General features: G+C 70.0%; 23 protein-coding genes. 6 read left to right on the top strand and 17 right to left on the bottom strand.

What is annotated here, in order from left to right; all coding sequences use genetic code 11:
* Positions 1 to 30 precede the first annotated feature (30 nt).
* The gene (locus FXO23_RS20190) at positions 31 to 1,416 is read left to right on the top strand and encodes an FAD-binding oxidoreductase (RefSeq protein WP_158886919.1); all 1,386 of its coding nucleotides are present in this window, start codon (positions 31 to 33) and stop codon (positions 1,414 to 1,416) included.
* A gap of 29 nt (positions 1,417 to 1,445) precedes the next feature.
* Complete coding sequence (locus tag FXO23_RS20185; RefSeq protein WP_158886918.1) at positions 1,446 to 2,711, top strand: class I SAM-dependent methyltransferase; 1,266 nt, start codon at positions 1,446 to 1,448, stop codon at positions 2,709 to 2,711.
* Here the strand turns inward: FXO23_RS20185 and FXO23_RS20180 are convergent.
* On the bottom strand, positions 2,708 to 3,028 hold the full coding sequence (locus FXO23_RS20180; RefSeq protein ID WP_158886917.1) for a hypothetical protein: 321 nt from the start codon (positions 3,026 to 3,028) through the stop codon (positions 2,708 to 2,710). The two genes, FXO23_RS20185 and FXO23_RS20180, sit on opposite strands and share 4 nt — an antisense overlap.
* 8 nt (positions 3,029 to 3,036) lie before the next feature.
* Complete coding sequence (locus tag FXO23_RS20175; protein ID WP_158886916.1) at positions 3,037 to 4,284, bottom strand: amidase domain-containing protein; 1,248 nt, start codon at positions 4,282 to 4,284, stop codon at positions 3,037 to 3,039.
* Between the two features lie 183 nt (positions 4,285 to 4,467).
* On the opposite strand from FXO23_RS20175, the gene bioB reads away from it, so the two are divergent.
* Complete coding sequence (gene bioB / locus FXO23_RS20170) at positions 4,468 to 5,526, top strand: biotin synthase BioB (protein WP_158886915.1); 1,059 nt, start codon at positions 4,468 to 4,470, stop codon at positions 5,524 to 5,526.
* A 33-nt stretch (positions 5,527 to 5,559) separates the two neighbouring features.
* On the opposite strand, the gene FXO23_RS20165 is transcribed toward bioB, so the two are convergent.
* Positions 5,560 to 6,081 carry a DinB family protein gene (locus FXO23_RS20165; protein WP_218952102.1) on the bottom strand — a complete coding sequence of 174 codons (522 nt, stop codon included), beginning with the start codon at positions 6,079 to 6,081 and terminating at the stop codon, positions 5,560 to 5,562.
* 46 nt (positions 6,082 to 6,127) lie between these two features.
* Here FXO23_RS20165 and FXO23_RS20160 point away from each other — a divergent pair, with 46 nt between their 5' ends.
* Positions 6,128 to 6,997 carry an SRPBCC family protein gene (locus FXO23_RS20160; protein WP_158886914.1) on the top strand — a complete coding sequence of 290 codons (870 nt, stop codon included), beginning with the start codon at positions 6,128 to 6,130 and terminating at the stop codon, positions 6,995 to 6,997.
* Here the strand turns inward: FXO23_RS20160 and FXO23_RS20155 are convergent, their stop codons facing one another.
* From FXO23_RS20155 to FXO23_RS20105, 11 genes are all read right to left on the bottom strand, one after another.
* Positions 6,998 to 7,570, bottom strand: a complete 573-nt coding sequence (locus FXO23_RS20155; RefSeq protein WP_158886913.1) for a hypothetical protein — start codon at positions 7,568 to 7,570, stop codon at positions 6,998 to 7,000.
* A complete protein-coding gene (locus tag FXO23_RS20150) occupies positions 7,570 to 8,820 on the bottom strand; it encodes an MlaD family protein (protein WP_158886912.1) in 1,251 nt (416 codons plus the stop codon). The genes FXO23_RS20155 and FXO23_RS20150 overlap by 1 nt, the downstream gene beginning before the upstream one ends.
* The gene (locus tag FXO23_RS20145) at positions 8,817 to 9,863 is read right to left on the bottom strand and encodes an MCE family protein (protein WP_158886911.1); all 1,047 of its coding nucleotides are present in this window, start codon (positions 9,861 to 9,863) and stop codon (positions 8,817 to 8,819) included. Before FXO23_RS20145 ends, FXO23_RS20150 begins: the two co-directional genes overlap by 4 nt.
* On the bottom strand, positions 9,860 to 10,933 hold the full coding sequence (locus FXO23_RS20140) for an MCE family protein (protein WP_158886910.1): 1,074 nt from the start codon (positions 10,931 to 10,933) through the stop codon (positions 9,860 to 9,862). The genes FXO23_RS20145 and FXO23_RS20140 overlap by 4 nt, the downstream gene beginning before the upstream one ends.
* Complete coding sequence (locus tag FXO23_RS20135) at positions 10,933 to 11,925, bottom strand: MCE family protein (protein WP_158886909.1); 993 nt, start codon at positions 11,923 to 11,925, stop codon at positions 10,933 to 10,935. Before FXO23_RS20135 ends, FXO23_RS20140 begins: the two co-directional genes overlap by 1 nt.
* Positions 11,922 to 12,941: an MCE family protein gene (locus tag FXO23_RS20130; protein WP_158886908.1), complete on the bottom strand. Its 1,020-nt coding sequence runs from the start codon at positions 12,939 to 12,941 to the stop codon at positions 11,922 to 11,924. The genes FXO23_RS20135 and FXO23_RS20130 overlap by 4 nt, the downstream gene beginning before the upstream one ends.
* Positions 12,938 to 14,161: an MCE family protein gene (locus tag FXO23_RS20125; protein ID WP_158886907.1), complete on the bottom strand. Its 1,224-nt coding sequence runs from the start codon at positions 14,159 to 14,161 to the stop codon at positions 12,938 to 12,940. The genes FXO23_RS20130 and FXO23_RS20125 overlap by 4 nt, the downstream gene beginning before the upstream one ends.
* Positions 14,158 to 15,003, bottom strand: coding sequence for an MlaE family ABC transporter permease (locus FXO23_RS20120; protein ID WP_158886906.1), 846 nt, complete (start codon positions 15,001 to 15,003; stop codon positions 14,158 to 14,160). Before FXO23_RS20120 ends, FXO23_RS20125 begins: the two co-directional genes overlap by 4 nt.
* Complete coding sequence (locus FXO23_RS20115; protein ID WP_158886905.1) at positions 15,003 to 15,809, bottom strand: MlaE family ABC transporter permease; 807 nt, start codon at positions 15,807 to 15,809, stop codon at positions 15,003 to 15,005. Before FXO23_RS20115 ends, FXO23_RS20120 begins: the two co-directional genes overlap by 1 nt.
* Positions 15,810 to 15,902: 93 nt before the next feature.
* Positions 15,903 to 17,078, bottom strand: a complete 1,176-nt coding sequence (locus tag FXO23_RS20110; RefSeq protein WP_218952101.1) for a TetR/AcrR family transcriptional regulator — start codon at positions 17,076 to 17,078, stop codon at positions 15,903 to 15,905.
* A 108-nt stretch (positions 17,079 to 17,186) separates the two neighbouring features.
* Positions 17,187 to 17,513, bottom strand: coding sequence for a helix-turn-helix domain-containing protein (locus FXO23_RS20105; RefSeq protein ID WP_158886904.1), 327 nt, complete (start codon positions 17,511 to 17,513; stop codon positions 17,187 to 17,189).
* 120 nt (positions 17,514 to 17,633) lie between these two features.
* On the opposite strand from FXO23_RS20105, the gene FXO23_RS20100 reads away from it, so the two are divergent.
* Positions 17,634 to 18,089, top strand: coding sequence for a hypothetical protein (locus FXO23_RS20100; protein ID WP_158886903.1), 456 nt, complete (start codon positions 17,634 to 17,636; stop codon positions 18,087 to 18,089).
* Positions 18,090 to 18,092: 3 nt separating this feature from the next.
* On the opposite strand, the gene FXO23_RS20095 is transcribed toward FXO23_RS20100, so the two are convergent.
* From FXO23_RS20095 to FXO23_RS20085, 3 genes are all read right to left on the bottom strand, one after another.
* Positions 18,093 to 18,302, bottom strand: coding sequence for a hypothetical protein (locus tag FXO23_RS20095; RefSeq protein WP_158886902.1), 210 nt, complete (start codon positions 18,300 to 18,302; stop codon positions 18,093 to 18,095).
* Positions 18,303 to 18,403: 101 nt separating this feature from the next.
* The gene (locus FXO23_RS20090) at positions 18,404 to 19,585 is read right to left on the bottom strand and encodes a helix-turn-helix domain-containing protein (RefSeq protein WP_246257577.1); all 1,182 of its coding nucleotides are present in this window, start codon (positions 19,583 to 19,585) and stop codon (positions 18,404 to 18,406) included.
* 98 nt (positions 19,586 to 19,683) lie between these two features.
* Positions 19,684 to 20,580 carry an oxygenase MpaB family protein gene (locus tag FXO23_RS20085; RefSeq protein WP_158886901.1) on the bottom strand — a complete coding sequence of 299 codons (897 nt, stop codon included), beginning with the start codon at positions 20,578 to 20,580 and terminating at the stop codon, positions 19,684 to 19,686.
* A gap of 79 nt (positions 20,581 to 20,659) precedes the next feature.
* Between FXO23_RS20085 and FXO23_RS20080 the strand changes: the two genes are divergently transcribed.
* Complete coding sequence (locus FXO23_RS20080) at positions 20,660 to 21,295, top strand: TetR/AcrR family transcriptional regulator (RefSeq protein ID WP_158886900.1); 636 nt, start codon at positions 20,660 to 20,662, stop codon at positions 21,293 to 21,295.
* Positions 21,296 to 21,435: the final 140 nt, after the last annotated feature.

The raw sequence follows: 21,435 nt of genomic DNA, 5'->3' as shown, positions 1-21,435 counted from the left end.
AACCGAGTATCGGCGGACCAGGATGAAAGGATGCCCGACAGCGAATCCGAGGTCGTTTCCGAGGCCCACGCCACGCGGGTAGCCCGCCTCCGCGAGCAGCTGGCCGCCCTGCCGCCGCGCGCCCCGGTACGGCTGGCGAAACGCACGTCCAACCTGTTCCGCGGCCGCAGCGAGACGGCCACCCCGGGCCTGGACGTCTCCGGGTTCACGAACGTGCTCGAGGTGGATCCGAAGACGCTGACCGCCGAGGTCGAGGGCATGGTGACCTACGAGCGGCTCGTCGCGGCCACCCTTCCGCACGGCTTGATGCCGCTGGTCGTGCCGCAGCTCAAGACCATCACCCTGGGCGGCGCGGTCACCGGGCTCGGCATCGAGTCGTCCTCGTTCCGCAACGGGATGCCGCACGAATCCGTGCTGGAGATGGAGTTGCTCACCGGGAACGGCGAGATCGTGCTCGCCCGGCCGGACAACGAGCACCGCGATCTCTTCCTGGGTTTCCCCAACTCCTACGGCACGCTCGGCTACGCGTTGCGGTTGCGGATCGAACTGGAACCGGTGCGCCCGTACGTCCGGCTCCGGCACCTCCGCTACCAGGACCCGGCCGAGTACTTCACCGCGCTGGAACAGGCCTGCCGCGCCCGGACCTTCGAGGGCGAACCGGTGGACTTCGCGGACGGAACCGTATTCGGGCCCGGGGAGGCGTACCTGACCCTGGGCACGTTCACCGACCGGGTGCCGGGCACCAGCGACTACACGTGGCTGGAGATCTACTACAAGTCCATCCGGGAACGGGTGACCGACCACCTCACCGTGCGCGACTACCTGTGGCGCTGGGACACCGACTGGTTCTGGTGCTCGCGGGCGCTGGGCGCGCAGAACCGGTTCGTGCGCCTGCTCGCGGGCCGCCGGTATCTCCGTTCGGACGTGTACTGGAAGGTGGTCGCCTTCGAACGGCGGCACCGCATCACCAGCCGCCTCAACCGGCGGCTCGGCAAACCCGCCCGGGAACCGGTGGTCCAGGACATCGAGGTGCCGGTGGGCAAAGCGGCCGAGTTCCTCGAGTTCTTCCAGCGCGAGATCGGGATCTCTCCGGTGTGGGTGTGCCCGATCCAGCAGCGCAGCACCGAGCGGGAATGGCCGCTGTACACGCTGAAACCGGACACCCTGTACGTCAACTTCGGCTTCTGGTCCTCGGTCGCGCTCGGACCGGGCGAGCCCGCCGGTACCTACAACCGGATGATCGAGGCCAAAGTGGACGAACTGGGCGGCCGGAAATCGCTGTATTCGGAGAGTTTCTACGACGAGGATGACTTCTGGCGACTCTACAACGGACCCGCCTACCGAGCGCTCAAGGACCGCTACGACCCGGACCACCGGCTGCTCGACCTCTACGACAAATGTGTGCGCGGGCGGTGACGCCCCGGATCAACCAGGGAGGGGATCATATGAGTTCCGCACGTTCCAAACTCGCCGATGCCTTCAGGCACGTCCTCGGCGTCGATTCGCCGGTCGCGATCACCACCTACGACGGCGGCACGGCCGGGCCGGCGGACGCGCCGACGCGCCTCGAGGTCACCTCGCCGACGGCGTTGAGCTACCTGATGTCGGCGCCGGGCCAGCTCGGCCTCGCCCGCGCGTACGTCACCGGGCATCTCAAGGTCTTCGGGGACGTGTACACCGTGCTGCGCACGCTCGGCCCACGCCTGCACGAGCTGCGCTGGGTCGACCGGCTCCGGCTGATGCGCGCGCTGGCCCCGCACCTGCTGGACCGGGTGCCCGCGCCGGCCGAGGAGCTGCCCGGCCGGTTCCGCCGCACGGTGAACGGGCTGCGGCACTCCAAGGCCCGCGACAAAGCCGCGATCTCGCGGCACTACGACGTCTCGAACCGGTTCTACGAGCTGGTGCTCGGCCCGTCGATGGCCTACACCTGCGCGTGCTACCCGACCGCGGACGCGACGCTGGAAGAGGCGCAGGCGCACAAGTTCGACCTGGTCTGCCGGAAGCTCGACCTGCGCCCGGGCATGCGGCTGCTCGACGTGGGCTGCGGCTGGGGCGGCATGGTCGAGCACGCCGCCGAGCACTACGGCGTGCGCGCGCTCGGCGTCACCCTGTCCCGGGAACAGGCGCTGTGGGCGCAGAAGGACATCGTCGCCAAGGGACTCGCCGACCGGGCGGAGGTCCGGCACCTGGACTACCGCGACGTCACCGAAACCGGGTTCGACGCGGTTTCCTCGATCGGGCTCACCGAGCACATCGGCGCCCGCAACCTCCCCGGCTACTTCCGGTTCCTGGCTTCGAAACTGCGCCCGGAGGGGCGCCTCCTCAACCACAGCATCACGAACCCGACCACGTTCGAGAAGCACCGGTCGGAGGCGTTCATCGACCGGTACGTGTTCCCGGACGGCGAACTGGAGGGCGTCGGCGAGATCATCGCGGCCATGCAGGACAACGGGTTCGAGGTCCGGCACGAGGAGAACCTGCGCGAGCACTACGCGTCCACGCTGGCCGCCTGGTGCGCGAACCTGGACGAGAACTGGGACGAGGCCGTCCACGAGGCCGGGGAAGGCCGGGCGCGAGTGTGGGCGCTGTACATGGCGGCGTCCCGGCTGTCGTTCGAGCAGCGCAACATCGAGCTGCACCAGGTGCTCGGCGTCAAGGTCGACGATTCGGGCCGGGCGGGCATGCCGCTGCGCCCGGACTGGGGCGTCTAGGCCTGCCTCAGTTCGCCGAGCACCGCGTTCAACCGGCGCAGGGCTTCGCCGTCGGCGGCGGTCACCTTGTCCGCCGCGGCGGCGAGGCCCTGTCCCGCGGACGCCACCTCGTCGACGAGCTGGTTCGTCCGCTGCTGCCAGGACTGCGCGCAGCCGGTCAGCGCGCCCGCGGTGGTGAAACCGCGGCAGCCGTTCGCCGCGGTTTCGCTGCTGTCGAACAGGCGGCCGAGGGTGCCCTTGGCCTGCGCGGCCAGGTCCTTCAGCTGACCACCGGCCTGGTGCACGCCGTCCGGTTTCATGTGGATGTTCGGTGCCATGGTTCCTCCTACTTCTTCGCCCAGTCGGGATCGAGGTGCACCACGACCGGTCGCGCGTTGCCGTGGTGGACGTGCTGGAACGGGATCCGCCCGTTGAGGCTGGCGTCGCGCATCGGCCCGTGCTGGGTGTAGTGCACGTCGCCGTCCGGGGTGACCGAGGTGACCACGGCGGCGTGGTAGACCTCGCCGCGCTTGTGGTCCGGGCTGTCGCCGGACTGTTCCCAGTAGATGAGGTCGCCGGGCCGTGCACCGGCCAGCCCGACCTCCTTGCCGCCGTGTTTGAGCATGAAGTCCCGCTGCGCGTTCGCGCCGTGCCACGAGTCCGACTGGGTGCGCTGGTCGAGCGGCCCGAAACCGGTCCGCTCGCCCTGCCCCCAGTGGTCGTCGTCGAAGATGCCCCACCGCGCTTGCCGTTCGCCCAGACCACCGCCGTAGTGCAGGGAGTTGGACACGAAGTTGGCGCAGTCGTTGCCGCCGTGCAGCCGCGGGCCGTTCCAGTTCTCCCGCGCCCAGCGGATCATCTCGACCCGGTTGTAGCCGGGCCCGGCGAGTTCCTTCTTCAACTCCGGTGGCAGCCCCTGCATGTCGTACAGCTCGACCGGGACGGCCTTCTTCAACTCGGCCTGCTGCGCCGGAGTCATCGAGTTCCACCACGCCGCCTGGGTTCGCGGATCCGCATCCATCGGCAGCCCGGCCCGGATCAGTTCCAGCTGGTTCTGGGACGCCTCGGTGAGCAGGGTGTCCCGCACCTTCAGCGGATCGGTGGCCCCCACCGCGGCCTTGACCTTGTTCAGCTCGGCGGCAGCCTTCTGGTCCAGCCGGTTGGCGTCGTTGAGCGCGTCCGTGATCTGGGCGGCGGCCTGGCGGGCGTAGGCCGCCTTCGCCGGGTCGCTGCGCTCGGCCGGATCGGTGATCCGCCCGTCCTCGTGCACGGTGAGGCCGTGCCCGCGCGCGAAGGCGACCGCGGATTTCAGGTTCTGCTGGATGATCTCCAGCCCTTCCGCGAACCCGTCCAGGGTGGTCGCGGCGGCGCGGACGACGATCGCGGCGGCCTCGAACTCCTTGCCCAGTTTCTCCATTCCGGCCTTGGCCCGCTGCCCCATGGCGTCGCTCCAGTGCTCCGCCAGCTTCGCGGTGCCCCGCTGGTAGATGTGCTCCGCGGAGCGCTCGGCCTCCTGCGCCACCTTGATCCAATCGTCCGCGGCCGCCGACCACAGCGCGGGTTTGGCGTTCTGCAATTCCGAAAAGCTGACCATGCCACTCCGACGAACGGCCCGGCCGGACGCGTTGCGGGGTGGGACGGGCCTTGCGCAGCCGGAACACACCACCTGCACGGCGGAACAAAACGCCTGGTGAGCGACGCGGGTACAAACGCGTCCCGCCGATCTTGTCGGTGATCATCATTGCCGGGCCTGGCCGGGCCGCCGAACGATGGCGGCATGACGTTCCTGGATTCCCTTGCCGCCAAAGCGATCCGCCGCGAAACGCCGACTCGGGCCGAGGAGCTGGCCGTGCTGTCCGCCGAACACGAACTGCTCGACGTGGTGGCCGCCGGGGCGCGGGTCCGGCGGCACTACTTCGGTCGCCGGGTCAAGCTGAACACGATCATCAACCTGAAGAGCGGCCTGTGCCCGGAGGACTGCTTCTACTGCTCGCAGCGGCTCGGGTCGGAAGCCGACGTGCTGAAGTACTCCTGGATCAGCGAGCGCGAAGCGGCCGAAACCGCGGACCGCGCGATGCGCGCCGGGGCGAAACGCGTCTGCCTGGTCGCGAGCGGCCGCGGGCCGAGCGACCGGGACGTCGAACGCGTCGCCGGCACGATCGACGCGATCAGGGACCGCCAGCCCGACGCCGAGATCTGCGTCTGCCTCGGACTGCTCAAGGACGGGCAGGCCGATCGCCTGCGCGCGGCGGGTGCGCACGCCTACAGCCACAACCTCAACACCAGCGAGGAGAACTACGCCGACATCTGCACCACGCACACCTTCGCCGACCGCGTGGACACCGTCCAGCGCGCCGCCCGAGGCGGGCTGTCGCCGTGTTCCGGCGCGATCTTCGGGATGGGCGAGAGCGATGACGACATCATCGATCTCGCCGTCCGCCTGCGGGAGCTGGATCCGGATTCGGTACCGGTCAACTTCCTCATCCCGTTCGAAGGCACCCCGCTGGGCCAGAACTGGGAACTCACCCCGGAGCGGTGCCTGCGCATCCTGGCGCTGTTCCGGTTCTTCTTCCCGGACGTGGAGGTCCGGCTGGCCGGTGGCCGCGAGATCCACCTGCGCGGTATGCAATCGCTGGCCCTGCATCTGGCCAACGCGATCTTCCTCGGCGACTACCTGACCAGCGAAGGACAGTCCGGTGTGGACGATCGGCGGCTGATCGCGGACGCGGGGTTCGTCATCGAGGGCCTGGCGGAGCAGACCCTGCCCGACGCGCGCCACGACCTGGTGGCGCTGCGCCGCCGGGGTGCGGGCACCGACCGCCCGGCCAACGCCTGACGGGCAGCAACGGCGGCGCCCCGGTTGGTAGCGTCACACCCCGGTGGCGCCGTCGATGCGCTCGCGGATGAGGTCGGCGTGGCCGTCGTGCCGGGCGTACTCGCCGATCATGTGCACGTAAATCCACCGCAGGCTCACCTGGGCGCCGCGGAAGGCACCGCAGTCGTCCAGGGCCCGCGTGGTGGCGTTGGCCCGGGCGTGGTCGATTTCCGCCCGCCAGGTGGCGAGCGCCTGCTCCGCGGTCACGTCCTCGGTCAGCTCGAACCCGCCGTCGTGCCCGTCCGGGCCCGCCGCGGAGGGGTAGATCGGCCCGACGTCCTCACCGGCGAGGACCCGCCGGAACCAGTTCCGCTCCACCTCGGACAGGTGCTGGACGAGCCCGAGCAGGGTGAGCGGCGACGGCTCGGCCGAGGTTTCCCGCAACCGCGGGTCGTCGAGCCCGGCGACCTTCCAGGCCAGGGTTTCCCGGTAGAAGTCGAGCCAGCCCTCCAGCGTGGCTCGTTCGTCGGCGTTCATCGGCGGCACGGGGCGAGGTGTGGACACGTCCGACATCATCCAGGATCCATTGACAAAGGGAGTTTGTACGTAAAAACTATCCTTCGTGAAGAACCAGCTCAAACTCCAAGCCCACCTCCCGGCCCCGCCCGCCACCACCTACCGGGCCCTCACCACGGCCACCGAGGTGCGAGCCTGGCTGGCCGAACACGCCGACATCGACCTTCCCCGCGACCGCTTCGAGTTCTGGGGCCGCCACACCCCGCAGGGCGCCCGCGGCCACCACCGCCTCCGTCACGCCGAACCGGGCACCCGCCTCGCCTTCACCTGGACCCTCGACGACCAGCCGACGACCGTCGAAATCGACCTCGCCCCCGGTCCCCGGGGCACCACCCTCACGCTCACCCAGTCGCCGCTGCCCACCCTCGAAGAACTGATGGCCCCGGCCGGTCGCCGCGACGGGCTGCACACCATGCACACGTTCTGGCCGATGGCACTCGCCAACCTCAACGCCCACCTGCGCGGCCGCGCCCCGCTCCCCCGCTGCGACTTCAGCGGCTCCCGCGCCCCGGAGATCCGCATCGAACTGACCATCGACGCACCGCCGCACGACGTCTTCGGCTCGCTCGTCGACCCGCACCGGATCAAGCAGTGGTTCGGCTGGGAACCGGAGATCGAGCCGCGCCTCGGCGGCCGGATGACCTTCGGCGCGGACGGCAAGATCTTCGAGTTCGAACCCGGCCGGACCCTGGCCTACGGCGACTCCGAAGGCACCGTCGTCCGCTGGGAACTCCGGGATTCGGCGGGAAAGACCCACCTCACCTTCGTCCAGAGCGGCTTCGCCCCGGACGAACTCGACAACGCCGCCCAGCACGAAGCGGGCTGGCTGGGCGGTCTCGCCAACCTGGTCGAACTGCACGAAACCGGCCCCGGCTGGCAGCCACCCAGCACCGAGCTTCCCGAGGACGAGGAGTGACTACAGCAGGGTGAACTCGTCGAGCCGCCAGTCGTCGCCCGCCCGCACCAGGGTGAGCTGCATCCGGCTGCGGTCGATCCGCGGTTCCTTGAGGTTGGTGTTCCGGACCGTCTGGTCGACGAACGCGATCACCACGGCACGGTCCACAGTGGACTCTGCGACGGCGGCCTTCAGCACCGTCCCCTGCGTACTGGCCTGCGCCTGCCGCAGCACGGGCACCAGTTTCCCGGAGGTGTCCCGATACTCCGCGCCGAACTTGTCCGTCGCGTGCGCCACGACGGCGTTGACGCTCGCCTGCGGGTCCTTGGCGTCGAAGGTCGAGATCATGGTGGCCAGTTCGGTGCCGGACCGCAGCGCCGCGGCGCGGGCGTCCTCGGCGGCGGACAGCCGTTCGATGCGCAGCCAGCCGAACACCGCGCCACCGGCCACCAGCAGCACCAGCACGACGACCGCCAGCACCTTGGGCCGCAACCACTTCCGCCACAACGAGCGCTTCGACTCGTCGACCGGTTCCGCGGCCGGTTCGGTCCGCGGCCGGGGCGAGGGCTTCAACTTGGTCTCGGTCGCAACCATCACTGAGCTCCTTGCAACATCAGGGCGTACCACGACCGCGGCCCGAGCACGCTGGCCTGGCCGCCGTCGGAACCCAACTGGATCTGCTGCCCGTCCGGCGCGGTCAGCCGGTTGGTGGCCGGATCGTAGGTCGTCACCGCCACCGGTTCCTCCTTCGGGCGCGGCGCGTTCGCCGCGCCCCGTTGCTGGAGGCCGGGCTGGTCGCCACGGCATCCGAATTGCGTATTCGGTTGCCGTGGCGCGGTGTCGGTGACCGTGCGCCGCGGATTGTCGTAGTAGCAGACCGCGCCCTGCGCGCCGACCAGGTAGAAGTCACCGACTCCGTGGTGGACGGTGTCGGCGATCCGGCCGAAGAACTCCGGCGCCGCGATGAGCAGCTGGTTGAGCGCCGGGGTCCGCAGCGCCACGATCCGGGTGGCGCCCACCGCGTTCGCCAGCATCGCCGACACCGCGGGCGCGCTGCTCGCGAGCATCGGCAGCACCTGCTCGGCCAGTGCGGGCGCGCGGTCGAGCAGCGTGTTCACCGCGGGTGTCTGCTCCTGGACACCCGCGGTCAACCGCCGCAGCGACGCCGCGATCTCCGGCAGGCCGCCACCGCTACCAGTACTGTCCAAAACGGACTTGCCGCCGTTGATCAGGTTCACGATGGTCGGCTGGTTGCGCCGCATCAGTTCGACCAGGGCGTCCGCGCTGTGCATGATCCGCCGTAGGTCCCCGGTGGTGCCGGAAAGTCCGGCGGAAAGTTCGTTCGCGAGCGTCACGAGATCCTGGGTGTGCACCGAATCGGCCACCCGCATGAAGTGCACGAGCAGGGTTTCCAGCGGCAGCGGGCGGCTGGTGGCCTCGCTCCCGATCCGGCTCCCGTCGGCCAGGAACGGCGGATTCGCATTGTCCGGCCGCAGGTCCAGTTTCTGGATGGCGATCGGGCTTTCCTGGCTGACCACGGCCCGGCTGGACGCGGGGATGTCGGTGCCCCGCTCCAGCGCCAGCACCGCGGTCACCCCCGCCGAACCGGGGTCGATCCGGATCGACTCGACCTTGCCCACCGACACCCCGCGGTAGGTGACCTCCGAGGTCGGGGTCAGCCCGCCGGTGTCGGCCAGGCCGACGCTGACCCGGTAGACGCCGCCGAGCGGTTTCGCGCCGAGCACCCGCACCCCGACATAGCTGGTGCACGCGATCGCGATCACCACGAACAGCACGAGCTGCACGATCGTGGCGTTCGCGACGCGCCGGGCGCCCCTGCTCATCGCGTCCCCCTCGCCAGGAAGTCGTTCAGGTCCCGCGGTGGTGGCGGCGTGCCGCCGAGCAGCGCGCCCGGCAGGCCCAGCAGCGACAGCAGGGTGTTCGGGACGTCCACGGTGCCGTCCATGTCCAGGTAGTCCCCCGGGATCGCCCGCGCGAACAGCTTGCTCATCGGCTCGACCTTGGCGAGCGTGTCGCCGAGCGTCCGGTCGAAGCTGCCGAGTTCGTCGAGCACCGGGCGCAGCTTGCGGACCTCGGTGACCAGTTTGTCCTGCGTCTTCCCGAGCACCTCGGTGGTGGTGCGGCTCAGCGTGGTGACCCGCCCGAGGAGTTGTTCGAAACTCCCCCGCTGGTCCAGCAGCACCTGGATCGCCGGGGTGAGCCTGGTCAGTCCGGCTTCGATGGTCGACCGCTCGTTGTTGACGGTGGTGGTGAGCGAGTTCAGGGCGTCGAGGGTCCGGGTCAGCTCGCCCCGGCGCGCGTCGATCGAGCCGAGCAGCCCGTTCAGCTCGCCGAACATGTCCCGGACCGTCTGCTCCCGCCCGGCGAGCGCGGTGTTCGTCTCGGCCACGATCGTCTTGACCTGGTCCAGCCCGGCCCCGTTCAGCATGGTGCCGGTCGCGGCCAGCAGGTCCTCCACGTTCGGCCCGGTGGCCGTGTCCCGCACCCCGATCGTGGCGCCTTCGGCCAGGTAACCGCTGGGAGTTCCGGGCGGTACTTCGAGGTTGACGAACTCCTCGCCGAGCGCCGACGTCACCCGCAGCTCGGCCTTCGTGCCGATCGGCAGGCGCACGTCCCTGGTCATCCGGACCGTCACGAGCGCCTGGAAGTCCTTGGCCGCCAGGTCGCTCACCCGCCCGACCACCGACTGGCCGAGTTTGACCTGGCCGCCGATCGGCAGGTTCGCCGCGTTCGCGAAGACCAGCGTGATCGGGTACGAGTCGCCGTCCGGGTTCCGGCCGATCGGCAGGTTCTGGAAACTCACCCCGCATCCACTGAGGACGGTGACCAGCACGGCGAGCGCGGCGATCCTGAACCGGGCGCTCATCGGGCCGCACCCCCGAGCAACCCGGCGATGTTCGGCGGGAACGGGATCGGATTGGTGATCCCCGCGCCGGTGCAGAACGGGATCGGCAACCGGTCGCACAGCGCCTTGCCCGCGGGGAACTGGGCGAAGTTCGTGGAGATGTTCAGCCGGATGCGGATCCGGTCGTCCGGGCTGATCGCGCGGGTCCAGTTCTCGAAGCCCAGCGGCGCGGTGTCCAGCAGTTCGGTGAGCGCCTGCTGGCGGCTCAGGATGCTGCCGCTCAACTGGCTCAGCTTGGTGAGATCCTCGGTCAGCGGTTTGCCGTGCCGCTGGATCAGCTCGGACAGGTCCCCGAGCACACCGGAAAGCTGCCCGATCGTGTTCGTGATCGCGCCGCGCTGCTGGTCGAACAGCTGCGTCGCCTGACTCACCGAACCGGTCAATGAGTCTACTGTGGACTTGTTGTCCACGAGGAGCTGCACGAGCTGGTTCAGCTTGTCCAGCAGCCCGGTGACGTCGTCGGACTTCCCGGCCAGCAGTTCCGAAGCCTGCGCGACACCGCGCACGGCGTCCCGGAACGGCTGCCCGTTGCCGTCGATCAGGTTCGCGCCGACCGACAGCGCCTGGCCGAGACCGCCCCCGGAGTTCAGCCTCTCCGGGCCGAGCGCGGTCAGCAGCGAATCCAGCGAGCGCACCAGATCGTCCCATTTGATCGGGGAATGCGTGCGCTCGACCGGGATGACCGCGCCTTCGCCGAGCGCGTCCCCGGATTCGTAGGCGGGGGAAAGCTCCACGTACTTCTCGCTGACCACCGCCGGGGTCAGCACCCACGCCCGCGCGGTGGCCGGGATCCGGGTGTCCGCGGGCAGGGACATGGTGATCCGGACCGTGCCGCCGCGCGGTTCGATCGATTTCACCGTGCCGACCGGAACCCCGAGGATGTTCACCGAGTTGCCCGGGAAGATCCCGTCGGCGTGCGCGAAGTCCGCGGAAACGGTGAGCGTGGGCTTGTCCCGGAAGTACCACAGCCCGCCCGCGACCAGCAGCACGGCGACCACCGCCGCCGCCCCGATCCGGTACCACTTCCCCATCACTTGCACCCGCTGACGAGTCCGGCGAGGCACAGGACGTTGTCCGGGATGACCGCCGAGGGGGCGGCCACGTCGACCCAGTTCCCGTTGCCGCTCACGTTCGCCAGGTAGCGCGAGAAGGGGCCGAGTTTCTCGATCGTCGCGGCCAGGTTCCGCTCGTTGGCCGAGAGCGTGCCGGAGATGGAATGCAGTTCGTCCAGCACCGAGTTCAGCTCGTTCTTGTGCTCGGCCAAGAAGGTCGTGGCCACGTCGGTGAGCTTGCCGACGTCGGAGATCAGCGCGGTCACCGCGTCCTTGCGCTCGACGAGGGTGCGCAGCACCAGATCCGCGTTGCCCAGCAGGGAGACGAAGGTGTCCTTCTGCTCCAGCAGCGACTGGGTCAGCGCCTGCGCCCCGGCCAGCACCTGGTTGATCTGGTCGTCGTTCTGGTTCACCATGCGGGTGACCGCGCTGACCCCGGCCAGCGCCTCGCCGAGCTGGCCCGGCTCCTTCGGCGCGATCTCGGTGAACGTCTTCAGCAACTGCCGCAGCCGGGGCAGGTCGAGTTGCTCGGTGGTCTGCCGCGCCTGCCGCCCCAGATCGTCCAAAATGTAGGGAACCGTGGTGCGGTCGACCGGGATCGTGTCCCCGCCGCGCATCCGGCCCCCGCCGGACGGCTCGACGTTGAGGTACCGGCGGCCCAGGATCGTCATCAGCTTGACCGAGGCCCGGGTCGAGGTGCCGAGCGTGGTGTCCCGGTCCAGCCGGAACGCGACGTCGACCTTGTTGCCGGCGAGCGCGACCCCGGTGACCCGGCCCGCGGGGATTCCGGCGACATACACCGGATCGTCCGGTTTCAGCCCGCTCGCGTTGGCCAGCTGGGCGTGGAAGTCCGCGGTCTTCGCGGCGAACAACGCGGCCGGCCCGAGCACGGCCGCGGCCAGGATCGCGAGGATCACCACCGCGCCGACGAGCCCGGCCCGCACCGGATTTCCCTTGGGCAGCCACATCATTTCCGGCACACCTCCGAATGCGGCCCACCGGACAGGTCGAGATTGCCCAGACCCGTGTCCAGCTTGAGGTTGCAGAGGTACACGTTGACCCAGGAGCCGTAGTCCGCCGCGCGGGTCAGGTTGTCCAGCAGGCCCGGCGCGAGGTTCAGCGCCTGGTTGAACTGCTCGGTGTTGCCGGCCAGCGCCTTGCCCGCGCGGTCCACCGATTCGACCGTCGGCGTCAGCTCCGGCTGGATGCGGTCGACCAGCCCGGACAGCGACCGGGCCAGCGCCGAACCCGCGTCCAGCGCGTCGACGATCTGCCCCCGGTCCTCGGCCAGCCCGGCGGCGAGCTGGTTCAGCCCGTCGAGCAGTTGCCGGAAGTCCTGCCGTTTCGCCAGCGTGAAGTCGACCATCGAGTTGAGGTTGCGCAGCACGCCGGAGATGACCTGGTCGCGCGAGGCGAGGTCCTTGGTCACCGCGATCGTGCGGGTGAGCAGGCTCTGCACGGTCGGCCCCTGGCCCTGGAAGATCCCGATCAACTCGCCCGCGAGCTGGTTCAGCTCCTGCGGGTCCAGCACCGCGAACAGCGGTTTGAAACCGTTCAGCAGGTTCGTCAGGTCCAGCGCGGGCACGGTCCGGTCGACCGGGACGACCGCACCCGGCGGCAGGGTCTCCGTCGCTTGTGGACCGCTGGGGCCGGGCAGGACGTTGAGGTTGCGCGCGCCGAGCATGTCCGCGTACCGGATGGCGAGCCGCGCGTCGGCGGGCACCCGCTGCGCGGTGTCCACGTCGAAGGTCACCTTCGCCTGCCCCTCGGTGAGGACGACCTCGTCGACCCGGCCGACCCGGACCCCGCCCATGCGCACGTCCGACCCGGCGGTCAGCCCGATGGCGTCGGTGAACACCGCGGAGTACCGGTTCGCGGGGCCGTCGAGCGGTTTGGCCAGGGTGTTCACCACCATCACCAGGCAGAGCACGGAAATCACCAGGAACACCGCGAGTTTGATCGAGGTGCGCACCAGGGCGGGCCTCATCCGCCGGTCACCACCTTCGCGCCGCGCAGCAACGGGCCCAGCAGCAGGCTGAGCAGATCCGGCGGCCCGGTCATCACCTCGGAGATCGTCTTCTTCTCCTGCTCGCCACCGACCGGACCGACCGCTCCTTGCGGAACGGGCGCGGGTGCGGCGGGCGGCGGGGCCGCCGGTCGCTGGGGCGCCGCCGCGCCGCAGTTCGGCCCGGCGAGGCTGCCGTAGCGCGGGCAGTCCTTCGCGGTATACGGATACGGGCTGTCGAAGGTGAGCGGCGCCTTCAGGGTCAGCCAGGGCCCGTTGGACAGTTCCCCGCGAACGGCGTCGAGCGCGGTGCCGAGGCTGGTCACCGTGTCCCGCAACGCCCCGGACCGGTCGTTCATCGTGGTCAGGATCGGGTCCAGGTTGCCCACCAGCTGGATGGTCCGATCCGCGTTGTCCCGCAACAGGTTCTCCACGGTCCCCGCGCCCTGGGTCCCGGCCGCGAGCAGCCGCCGGAGATCCTCCTTGCGCTGGACCAGGGTGTCCGAAAGGGACACCGCGTTGTCCAGCGCCCGGAACAGGTCCGGTGCGCTCGCGGCCAGCTGCCGGGCCAGGTCGGAGGCCTGGGACAGATCGGCGAAGAGCGTGTCGGTGAGCGGGCCGGCGTCCCGGGCGAGCTGCCCCGCGCGGTCGATCATCCCGCCGAGTTCGGCGCCCCGGCCCCGCAGCACGTCGGCGACCGCACCCAGCGCGCCGGACAGTTTCGCCGGTTGCACCGCGGTGACCAGGTCGTACAACCGGCGGCCGACGGTGTACAGCTGAGCGGTGGCCGCGGTGTCGTCGTGCGCGACCCGGGCGCCCGCGTGCAACGGCTCGGCGGCCGGCCCGCTCGCGTTCAGATCCACGTAGGTGTCGCCGAACAGGGTCCGCGGCAGCAGGCGGGCTTTCACCGAACCGGGGATGAGACCGAGCTGAGCCGGGGAAATCCGCAACGTCAGCGTCGATTCCTCGACATCGCCCCGCACCTCGGTCACCGTGCCGACGACCACCCCGCGGAACTGGACCGCGGACTGCGGTTTCAGCTGCCCCGCCGAGGCCGGGACGACCACGGTCACCTCGGGATCGGAGTCGAACGCTCCTCCGCTGTAGGCCACCGCGGTCACCGCGGCGCCGACCAGCAGGAACACCGCGAACAGGCCGCCCGCGGCGTACCGCAAGCGTTTGCGGGAGTCGACCGGCATCATTGCGGCCCCATTCCCGGCAAGGTCTGGTGCAGGCCCCAGAAGAGCATGGTGAGCAGCACGTCGGCGGACATGATCAGCACGATGCTGGTGCGCAGCGCGCGACCCGCCGCCCGGCCCACGCCCTCCGGCCCGCCGGAGGCGAAGTAGCCGTGGTAGCAGTGCACGAGCGTGACGATCCCGGCGAACAGCAACGCCTTGAGCAGGGAGTACACCACGTCCTGCGGCGGCAGGAAGAGGTTGAAGTAGTAGTCGTAGGTGCCCTGGGACTGCCCGTTGAGGTTGACGATCGTGACCCCGGTGGCCACGTAGGACGCGAACAGGCCGACCAGGTAGAGCGGGATGACGGCGACGAACGCGGCGATCATGCGGGTGGTGACCAGGAACGGGATCGACGGCACGCTCATCGATTCCAGCGCGTCCACCTCGTCGGAGATCCGCATCGCGCCGAGCTGCGCGGTGAAACCGGTGCCCACCTTCGCGGCCAGCGCCACGCTCGCCACCGCGGGCGCGATCTCCCGGGTGTTGGCGACCGCCGACATCACCCCCGCCATCGGGGAAAGCCCGACGAGGTTGAGCCCGCGGAAGCCCTCCAGCCCGACCTGGGTGCCGGAGACGAACGACATCGCGAAGATCACGCCGACCGTGCCACCCCCGGCCAGCAGCGCACCGGAGCCGAAGCTGATCTCCGCGATCAACCGGATCACGTGGCGCCAGTAGCGTTTGCACGTGCGCGGGGCGGCCGCGATCGCGCGGGCGTAGAAGACGAACTGCCCGCCGAGCGCGGCCAGGCCGTCCACCCCGGCACGCGTGGCCCGCCGGGCGGGCGCGGGGACCACCAGCATCAGTACTCCCCCCGCGCCGGGACGAAGAGCGGGAACAGCTGGCTGATCGCGGTGTTCACGACGAACACCAGGATGAACGCCAGCACCACCGATTCGTTGACCGCGTTGCCCACCCCCTGCGGCCCGCCCTTCGCGGTCAGCCCCTTGTAGCTGGCGACGATCGCCGAGCACAGCCCGAACGCGGCGGCCTTCAGCTCGGAGGAGAGGAAGTCGTTCACCGAGGCGAACTGGGTGAGCGTGCCGAGGAAGCCACCGGTCGTCCCTTCCATCACGTAGACGTGGAACAGCAGGCTCGCGCCGATGCCGACCACCATCACCACGCCGTTGAGCAGCATGGTGATCAGCACCGCGGCGACCACGCGGGGCACGACCAGCCGGGCGACCGTGGACACGCCCATCACCTCGAGCGCGTCGGTCTCCTCGCGGATCTTGCGCGAGCCGAGGTCCGCGGTGATGGCCGAGCCGCCGACCCCGGAGATCATCAGCGCGCACACCATCGGCCCGGCCTGCCCGATGATCAGGAACGCCACCACGGCGCCGCCGTAGGCCTCGGCGCCGATCTGCGCGGCGAGCGAGCCGACGTTGAGCGCCACGGCCACCCCGAACGGGATCATCACCAGCACCGACGGCACGGTCGTCACGGTGGCCAGGAACCACATCTGGCGCAGGCATTCCGACCAGGAGAACCGGCCGGTGAACACCGTCCGCAGCGCGGACCGGACCGTGTACCAGGCGAAGGCGACCAGCTCGCCGGACTCCGCGAGGGCGCGGCCCACAGCGCCCCGTTCGACTCCAGCCGTCTGCATCGACGCCTCCTGGTTAACGGTCATTCGCGTTGTGACTGTAACAACACAACGACCGCTAACCAATAAGGTTGCGATTTGTTAGGCGCGGTTCGCCTACCGTGTGCCACGCAGGATGGTGTCGACCAGGGTGGTCACCCGCTCCGGCCCGGTGGGGGCCGATGCGCGCAGGCGCACCAGGTCGGTGACCGCGTTGAGCGCGGCGTGCACCCGGAACCGGACCTCGGCCGCGGGCTCCCCGGGGCGGACCGAGCCGACCAGCCGCACCCAGGTGTCGACGTGCTGGTGCTGCGCGGCCCGCAGCGCGTGCCGGTCGTCGGCGGGCAGGTTCTCGTTCTCCGACACGTAGACCGCGGCCAGGTCGGCCTGGTCGAAGGTCAGCCGCACGTAGGACTCGATCAGCCGGTTCAGCGCGTCCTCGGCATCGACGGCCGCGGCCAGGACGTCGTTGGTCGCCACGTTGAGCCGTTCGGCGGCGCGGTAGTAGACGGCGGCGAGCAGGCTCGCCTTGCCCGGGAAGTGGCGGTACACGCTCGACGCGTTGATCCCGGCGGCCGCGCCGATGTCCTCGATGCCCACCTCGTGGTAGCCGTGCCGGTTGAACAGGCGCACGGCCTCGCCGAGCAGCCGTTCGCGGCGGGGCAGCAGCGCGCCGTGGCCCGGGGCGGGCTCGTCGGCGGCCTTCCCCGCGGCGGGCAGTTCGGCGACCCCGAGCACGTCGTCGGCGATCGCGAGCAGGATCGCCTCCGCCTTCGCCCGGGACAGTTTGACCCGATGCGTCGACGGGCTGGCCAGCACGCTCAGCGCCGTCAGCACGAGATACCGGGCGTCCGATTTGGACAGTGCGGGCCGGCTCCGGAGCAACAGATCGCGCAGCCGGCGGATCAGCTTCTCGATCCGCCCGGCGAAGACCAATCGACCCGCTTCGGGCAGGTGCCTGCCCTCCCACTGGTACAACCGGCCGACCGTCCGGCGGTCGAGGGCCACCGCGGCCGCCGCGCGCAACGCGCCGTCGAGCCCCCCGGTTTCCGCGCCGGTCTCGATGACCGATTCGACCAACGCGCACAGTTCCTCGGCGGCGCACACCAGGATTTCCTGCTTGTTGCGGAAATGCCGGTAGATGGCGGGGCCGGTGATGCCGACGACCTCGGCGATGTCGTCCACCCCGACGTTGTGGAATCCCCGCGCGCAGAACAGCTCGGCGGCGGTCTCCGCGATCTGGGCCTTGCGGTTCCTCGGCCGGCGGACCGGAGCCTGGCTGCTGGACGTCACAATCGCGGAGTCTAGCCGACCGGGTGAGGCGTCGATCGCGTCGGCCGGTGTCAACTTCGTTCGAACCAAGCGGAATTCGTGTCCGGAAGTAAGCGACGGTTCGCTCGATCAGGCTTCGGCGGCGCCCTCGAGACCGAGCCGGGCGCGCAGGAAGCTGATCTCGTCGCGAGCCTGCGCGAGTTCGTCCTCCAGGGCCAGGATGCGCTGGGAGGCGGTCAGGCTGTACCCCTCGTCGAACAGCGCGCGCAGGCGGCCCGCGATGGTGAGCTGTCTCCGGGTGTATCGCCGGTGGCCACCCGCCGAACGATGCGGCGACACCGCGCCGGCGGAATCGAGGCTGCGCAGGAAGGCCTGTTGCACGTCGAGCAATTCGGCGGCCTGGCCGGTGGTGTAGGCGGGATAGTCCTCGTCGTCGAGCTTGTGCAGTCCTGCCACGGGACACTCCACTGAATCGCTACCGTTGATCCATGTTAACTACATCGGCTCATTGACTCAATCTGCACCGCACGATAGAAGTTTTGGTGCGTCCAGGTAGAGGAATACAGGTGAGCTCCGATGAGCGCGCAGCAGTCCCCGGATGTGGCCGCCGAACTTCACCGGGCCCATCGGTCTTTGCAGGATGCCCACGATCGGCTGCGGGTGGCCGATCTGGATGTCGAGGCCCTGCACGCCGCACTCGCCGACACGCTCCGCGTGACCACCACCCTGTCCGCCATCACCGACGAACTCGCCGACCAGGCGCCCGCGGTGCTCGACGAACCCGCGCGGCACGAGGTTCTCGGCGATCTGCTCGCCGATCTGAAAGCCCTGCGCGGCTGCCTCACCACCGGCGTGGCACTGGTCGAACCGGCCCTGGACGATCTCGCGCGGCTGAGCACACCGGACGGCGACGAGCCGGACCCCGCCCAACCGCCACCCGAGACCGGCGACAGCGCCGAGGACGACTTCGCGCGGCGCTGGCGGGAATGGGCCTCGTTCCCGTTCGACGCCGACCGGCATCGCCACGACTGAAGTTCAGTTCGGCTCCCCGGCGGCGTTGAGGTGCCGCGCCTTGCAGAGGGCGCAGAACGGCAGCCCGGCGAGGTAGCGCTTGTCCGCGGGGATGCACAGTTCACCGCAGTCGGCGAGGTAGCCGACGGGCCAGCCGTCGTGGTCGGTCTCGGCCGGCGTGGACTGCGGTACGAAATGCTTGGCGCGCTGTGGTACTCCGATCTGACTCGCCATCCAACGACCGACTCCCGGTGCCGAGGACCTCCGTATCACGCCGGGCAGAATGGAACACGAATCCGCGAAAATGTTGTCTGCGTGGCAAACACTCGAATGGGCTACACCGGCAGTCCGGCGCGATATGCCATTCCGCGCAACTCGCGTCCGACCGAATCCCGCCTGGATCTCGCGAGCAATTCCGCGATGATCGAGCGCATGAACGGATGCCGGTGAATCCGGGCCGGGGAAATTTGTTCCGCGCGACGCAACATCAGCACGGCGTCGTTCTGGTGGCGGGGCAGATGCGCCAGCGCCCGGCCATATTCCCGCCAGTAGGCCGCGCGCCGGGTCGGGGACGGCAGGGCGTGCGGGTTCACCGTGGTCGCGATCCGCGCCGCCTCGGCGTTCTCCCCCATCTCCAGGGCGACCGACATCCGCCAGACGCCGACGTTGCTCGGGCCGAACCCGAACCACAGCGCGTTCCCCTCGCCGGTCCGGTCGGCCAGCGCGGCGGCCTGGTCGAGGGCGGCGGTCCGGCCGCCCTGATCGCCGCTGGCCGCGGCGACCAGGGACGAGGTCAGCGCGAGCATGCCGGAGACCTGCTGGTCCTCGCTGGTCGCGGTGCCGACTTCGGGGGACGCCAGGGCCTTGGCGGCGAGTTCGAAGGCGCCCGCGCCGAGCAGGCCGAACGCCGTGCCGAACGCGCTCACCGCCTGCGAGATCGGATCGTCCTCGAGCCGCTCGGCGGCTTCCCGGGCCAGCGTGGCGGCCTGCCAGCCGAGATCGAGCGAGGCGCCCACGTCCATCAACCAGGCTTGGGTGCCCTGCACGTGCGTGAGGGTGAGCAGGCGCAACACCGCGCGCTCGTCCTGCCCGGCGTCCAGCGTGGTGTGCAGATCGCGGATGAGGGACGGCAACGCCTCCCCGACCACGGGATACCGGCAGTCGCGCTGCGCGTCGAGCACGTCGGCGACCCGGGCGGTCAGCATTTCGACCGGCACCACCTGGCCCCCGGGTTCGTTCATGCTCACCGACAGCAGGGCGAGGCGGACGTCGTTGAGCGAGCGGTCCTCGTCGAGTTCGCCGGGCACCCGGGACGCCTCGCCGGTGAGCTCGCTCGGCGCCACTTCCAGCGCGTTCGCCAGCGCGACGATCAGCGAACGGCGGTCCAGCGCGCGCTCGCCCGATTCGAGCCGCGACAGATAGGAAGGCGAGATTCCGGCCAAACCCGCGACCACGGCGAGCGATTTGCCGCGAGCATGCCGGATCTGACGCAGCGTGCGTCCCATCCCCGATGGCATAACTCCAGAGTAGCGAAACCACGACCGAGTGAACATGATCGACTTCAGTCGGGTGAGCATATGCGGAATTTCTTTCCGCAGACGATCGCTGCTCGGTGTTATTTCCGAACCGCGTACTGCGCCGGGGCGAACTCGTCCCGGGGTATTGCTTTCGCGCGGGTCCGGAGGTAAAGCGGCCCGTTGATCCGCAGGGTCCGGGGCAGAATCGGGGTGAGCGCGCGGGACACCGCGGCGAGGGCGCGCAACTGGCGGTCCTGCCCCGCGGTCCAGCGCAGGCCGAAGCGCGCCCGCAGTACCGGCGGGAGGAGGCCGACGGTGCACAGCGTGAGCACGTGCGCGGCCGGAGCCCGGACCACGCGCCAGAGCGGCTCGGTCCACGCGGGCAGTTTCGGCGGGCGCGCCGGTGCGGCGATGCTGCGCAGCACGACGTCCACGGTCTCGGTGTGCTCGAGCCGGGTCTCGACCACCTCGTCGACGTACGCGAGCAGCCCGGCCCAGTCCGGTGGCAGGTCCCCCTCGCGGATGCCGAGCAGGCGTCCCAGCCCGAGCCATTCCTGGTAGAGGCGCTCGAGGTCGTCGGGCCGGATGCCACGACCGAACCGCTCGTGCACCATGACCAGGGCGTAGACCAGGGTCGCCTGCACCCACGCGTAGGCGCCCGGTTCGAGCGCGTGGTACCGGCTGCCGTCGGGGTTGACCCCCTTGATCCGCTTGTGCATCTCGCGCAGTTTGCGGGTCACCTCGACCGCGTCGTCCCCGCTGTAGACGGTCAGCATCACGTAGTCGAGCGTGCGGAAGAGCCGCTGCCAGGGTTCCTGCCGGAAGTTCGAGTGATCGCGCACGCCGGAACCGATCGTCGGATGCGCCACCTGCAACAGGAGCGTGCACCCGGCGACCAGGAAACCCCGGACATCGCTCGCGTACTGCCAGGAGGCCGAGTCCCGGCCGAGCGTCAGGGCGAATGCCTCGCGATCCGTCATGCGCACCGAACCCATGGTGCCCTCCTTTGGACAACGTCCGTAGTCCACTTTCACGATAGACTATGGACAACGGCCGATGTCAAGATTGGGAGCCATGCGCACGAACCCCACCCGCAGCTGGCGCGGCGTCAGCGCCGAGGACCGCCGGGCCGAGCGGCGGAAGCTCCTGGTCGAGGCCGGGCTGGACGTGATCGGGACCCAGGGCTGGGCGGCCGCCACCGTGCGCACGGTCTGCCGCCGGGCCGGGCTCACCGAGCGCTACTTCTACGAGAGCTTCGCCGACCGCGAGGCGCTCCTGCTCGCCGTCTACGACCAGGTCCTGGTCGAAGCGATCGGGGTTTGCCTCGAGGCGGTCGCCCAGGCGCCACGCGACTTCGGCCGGACCGTGCGCGCGGTGATCACCGCCGGGGTCGAACTGCTCACCGGCGATCCGCGCAAGGGACGCGTGCTGGCGCTGGAGGCGATGACCAACGAGACGCTGCAGCGCCGGCGCCAGGAGGCACTGCAGGCGCAGGCCGCGCTGATCTCCGAACTCGCCCACGACTTCCTCGGCGACCGGGCGCCCGATCCGGTCGACGTCGGGCTCACCGCACCGGCCATGGTCGGCGCGCTGGCCGAGATCGGCGGCGCCTACCTGGACGGCCGGTTGGACGTGTCGCGGGAGCGCCTGATCGAGCACCTGTCCGGGCTGGTCATCGCGGCCGCCTCGGTCTCCTCGGCCCCGCGCTGAATCCCGGGGCCGAACCCCGGATGGAGCAACGCGGCTTGACCGGTTCGCGGCGGGTTTGTCAAGAAGAGATTTGTTAAGAAGGTTTCCTAACAAGAGCACGCAGCCTCCCCTACCGCCGCCCCGGTTCCCGAGGAGCACGA

The organism is Amycolatopsis anabasis, from assembly GCF_009765355.1.
GTDB classification, from domain to species: Bacteria; Actinomycetota; Actinomycetes; order Mycobacteriales; family Pseudonocardiaceae; genus Amycolatopsis; species Amycolatopsis anabasis.
The sequence above is the reverse complement of the archived record's forward strand: the minus strand, read 5'-3'. Positions and strand labels throughout refer to the sequence as shown.

What these genes read in the sequence shown, in the direction of transcription:
- FXO23_RS20190 (WP_158886919.1), top strand. Translation starts at nt 31, where the DNA reads ATGCCCGACAGCGAATCCGAGGTCGTTTCCGAGGCCCACGCCACGCGG.
- FXO23_RS20185 (WP_158886918.1), top strand. Translation starts at nt 1,446, where the DNA reads ATGAGTTCCGCACGTTCCAAACTCGCCGATGCCTTCAGGCACGTCCTC.
- FXO23_RS20180 (WP_158886917.1), bottom strand. Translation starts at nt 3,028, where the DNA reads ATGGCACCGAACATCCACATGAAACCGGACGGCGTGCACCAGGCCGGT.
- FXO23_RS20175 (WP_158886916.1), bottom strand. Translation starts at nt 4,284, where the DNA reads ATGGTCAGCTTTTCGGAATTGCAGAACGCCAAACCCGCGCTGTGGTCG.
- bioB (WP_158886915.1), top strand. Translation starts at nt 4,468, where the DNA reads ATGACGTTCCTGGATTCCCTTGCCGCCAAAGCGATCCGCCGCGAAACG.
- FXO23_RS20165 (WP_218952102.1), bottom strand. Translation starts at nt 6,081, where the DNA reads ATGATGTCGGACGTGTCCACACCTCGCCCCGTGCCGCCGATGAACGCC.
- FXO23_RS20155 (WP_158886913.1), bottom strand. Translation starts at nt 7,570, where the DNA reads ATGGTTGCGACCGAGACCAAGTTGAAGCCCTCGCCCCGGCCGCGGACC.
- FXO23_RS20150 (WP_158886912.1), bottom strand. Translation starts at nt 8,820, where the DNA reads ATGAGCAGGGGCGCCCGGCGCGTCGCGAACGCCACGATCGTGCAGCTC.
- FXO23_RS20145 (WP_158886911.1), bottom strand. Translation starts at nt 9,863, where the DNA reads ATGAGCGCCCGGTTCAGGATCGCCGCGCTCGCCGTGCTGGTCACCGTC.
- FXO23_RS20140 (WP_158886910.1), bottom strand. Translation starts at nt 10,933, where the DNA reads ATGGGGAAGTGGTACCGGATCGGGGCGGCGGCGGTGGTCGCCGTGCTG.
- FXO23_RS20135 (WP_158886909.1), bottom strand. Translation starts at nt 11,925, where the DNA reads ATGATGTGGCTGCCCAAGGGAAATCCGGTGCGGGCCGGGCTCGTCGGC.
- FXO23_RS20130 (WP_158886908.1), bottom strand. Translation starts at nt 12,941, where the DNA reads ATGAGGCCCGCCCTGGTGCGCACCTCGATCAAACTCGCGGTGTTCCTG.
- FXO23_RS20125 (WP_158886907.1), bottom strand. Translation starts at nt 14,161, where the DNA reads ATGATGCCGGTCGACTCCCGCAAACGCTTGCGGTACGCCGCGGGCGGC.
- FXO23_RS20120 (WP_158886906.1), bottom strand. Translation starts at nt 15,003, where the DNA reads ATGCTGGTGGTCCCCGCGCCCGCCCGGCGGGCCACGCGTGCCGGGGTG.
- FXO23_RS20115 (WP_158886905.1), bottom strand. Translation starts at nt 15,809, where the DNA reads ATGCAGACGGCTGGAGTCGAACGGGGCGCTGTGGGCCGCGCCCTCGCG.
- FXO23_RS20100 (WP_158886903.1), top strand. Translation starts at nt 17,634, where the DNA reads ATGAGCGCGCAGCAGTCCCCGGATGTGGCCGCCGAACTTCACCGGGCC.
- FXO23_RS20095 (WP_158886902.1), bottom strand. Translation starts at nt 18,302, where the DNA reads ATGGCGAGTCAGATCGGAGTACCACAGCGCGCCAAGCATTTCGTACCG.
- FXO23_RS20090 (WP_246257577.1), bottom strand. Translation starts at nt 19,585, where the DNA reads ATGCCATCGGGGATGGGACGCACGCTGCGTCAGATCCGGCATGCTCGC.
- FXO23_RS20085 (WP_158886901.1), bottom strand. Translation starts at nt 20,580, where the DNA reads ATGGGTTCGGTGCGCATGACGGATCGCGAGGCATTCGCCCTGACGCTC.
- FXO23_RS20080 (WP_158886900.1), top strand. Translation starts at nt 20,660, where the DNA reads ATGCGCACGAACCCCACCCGCAGCTGGCGCGGCGTCAGCGCCGAGGAC.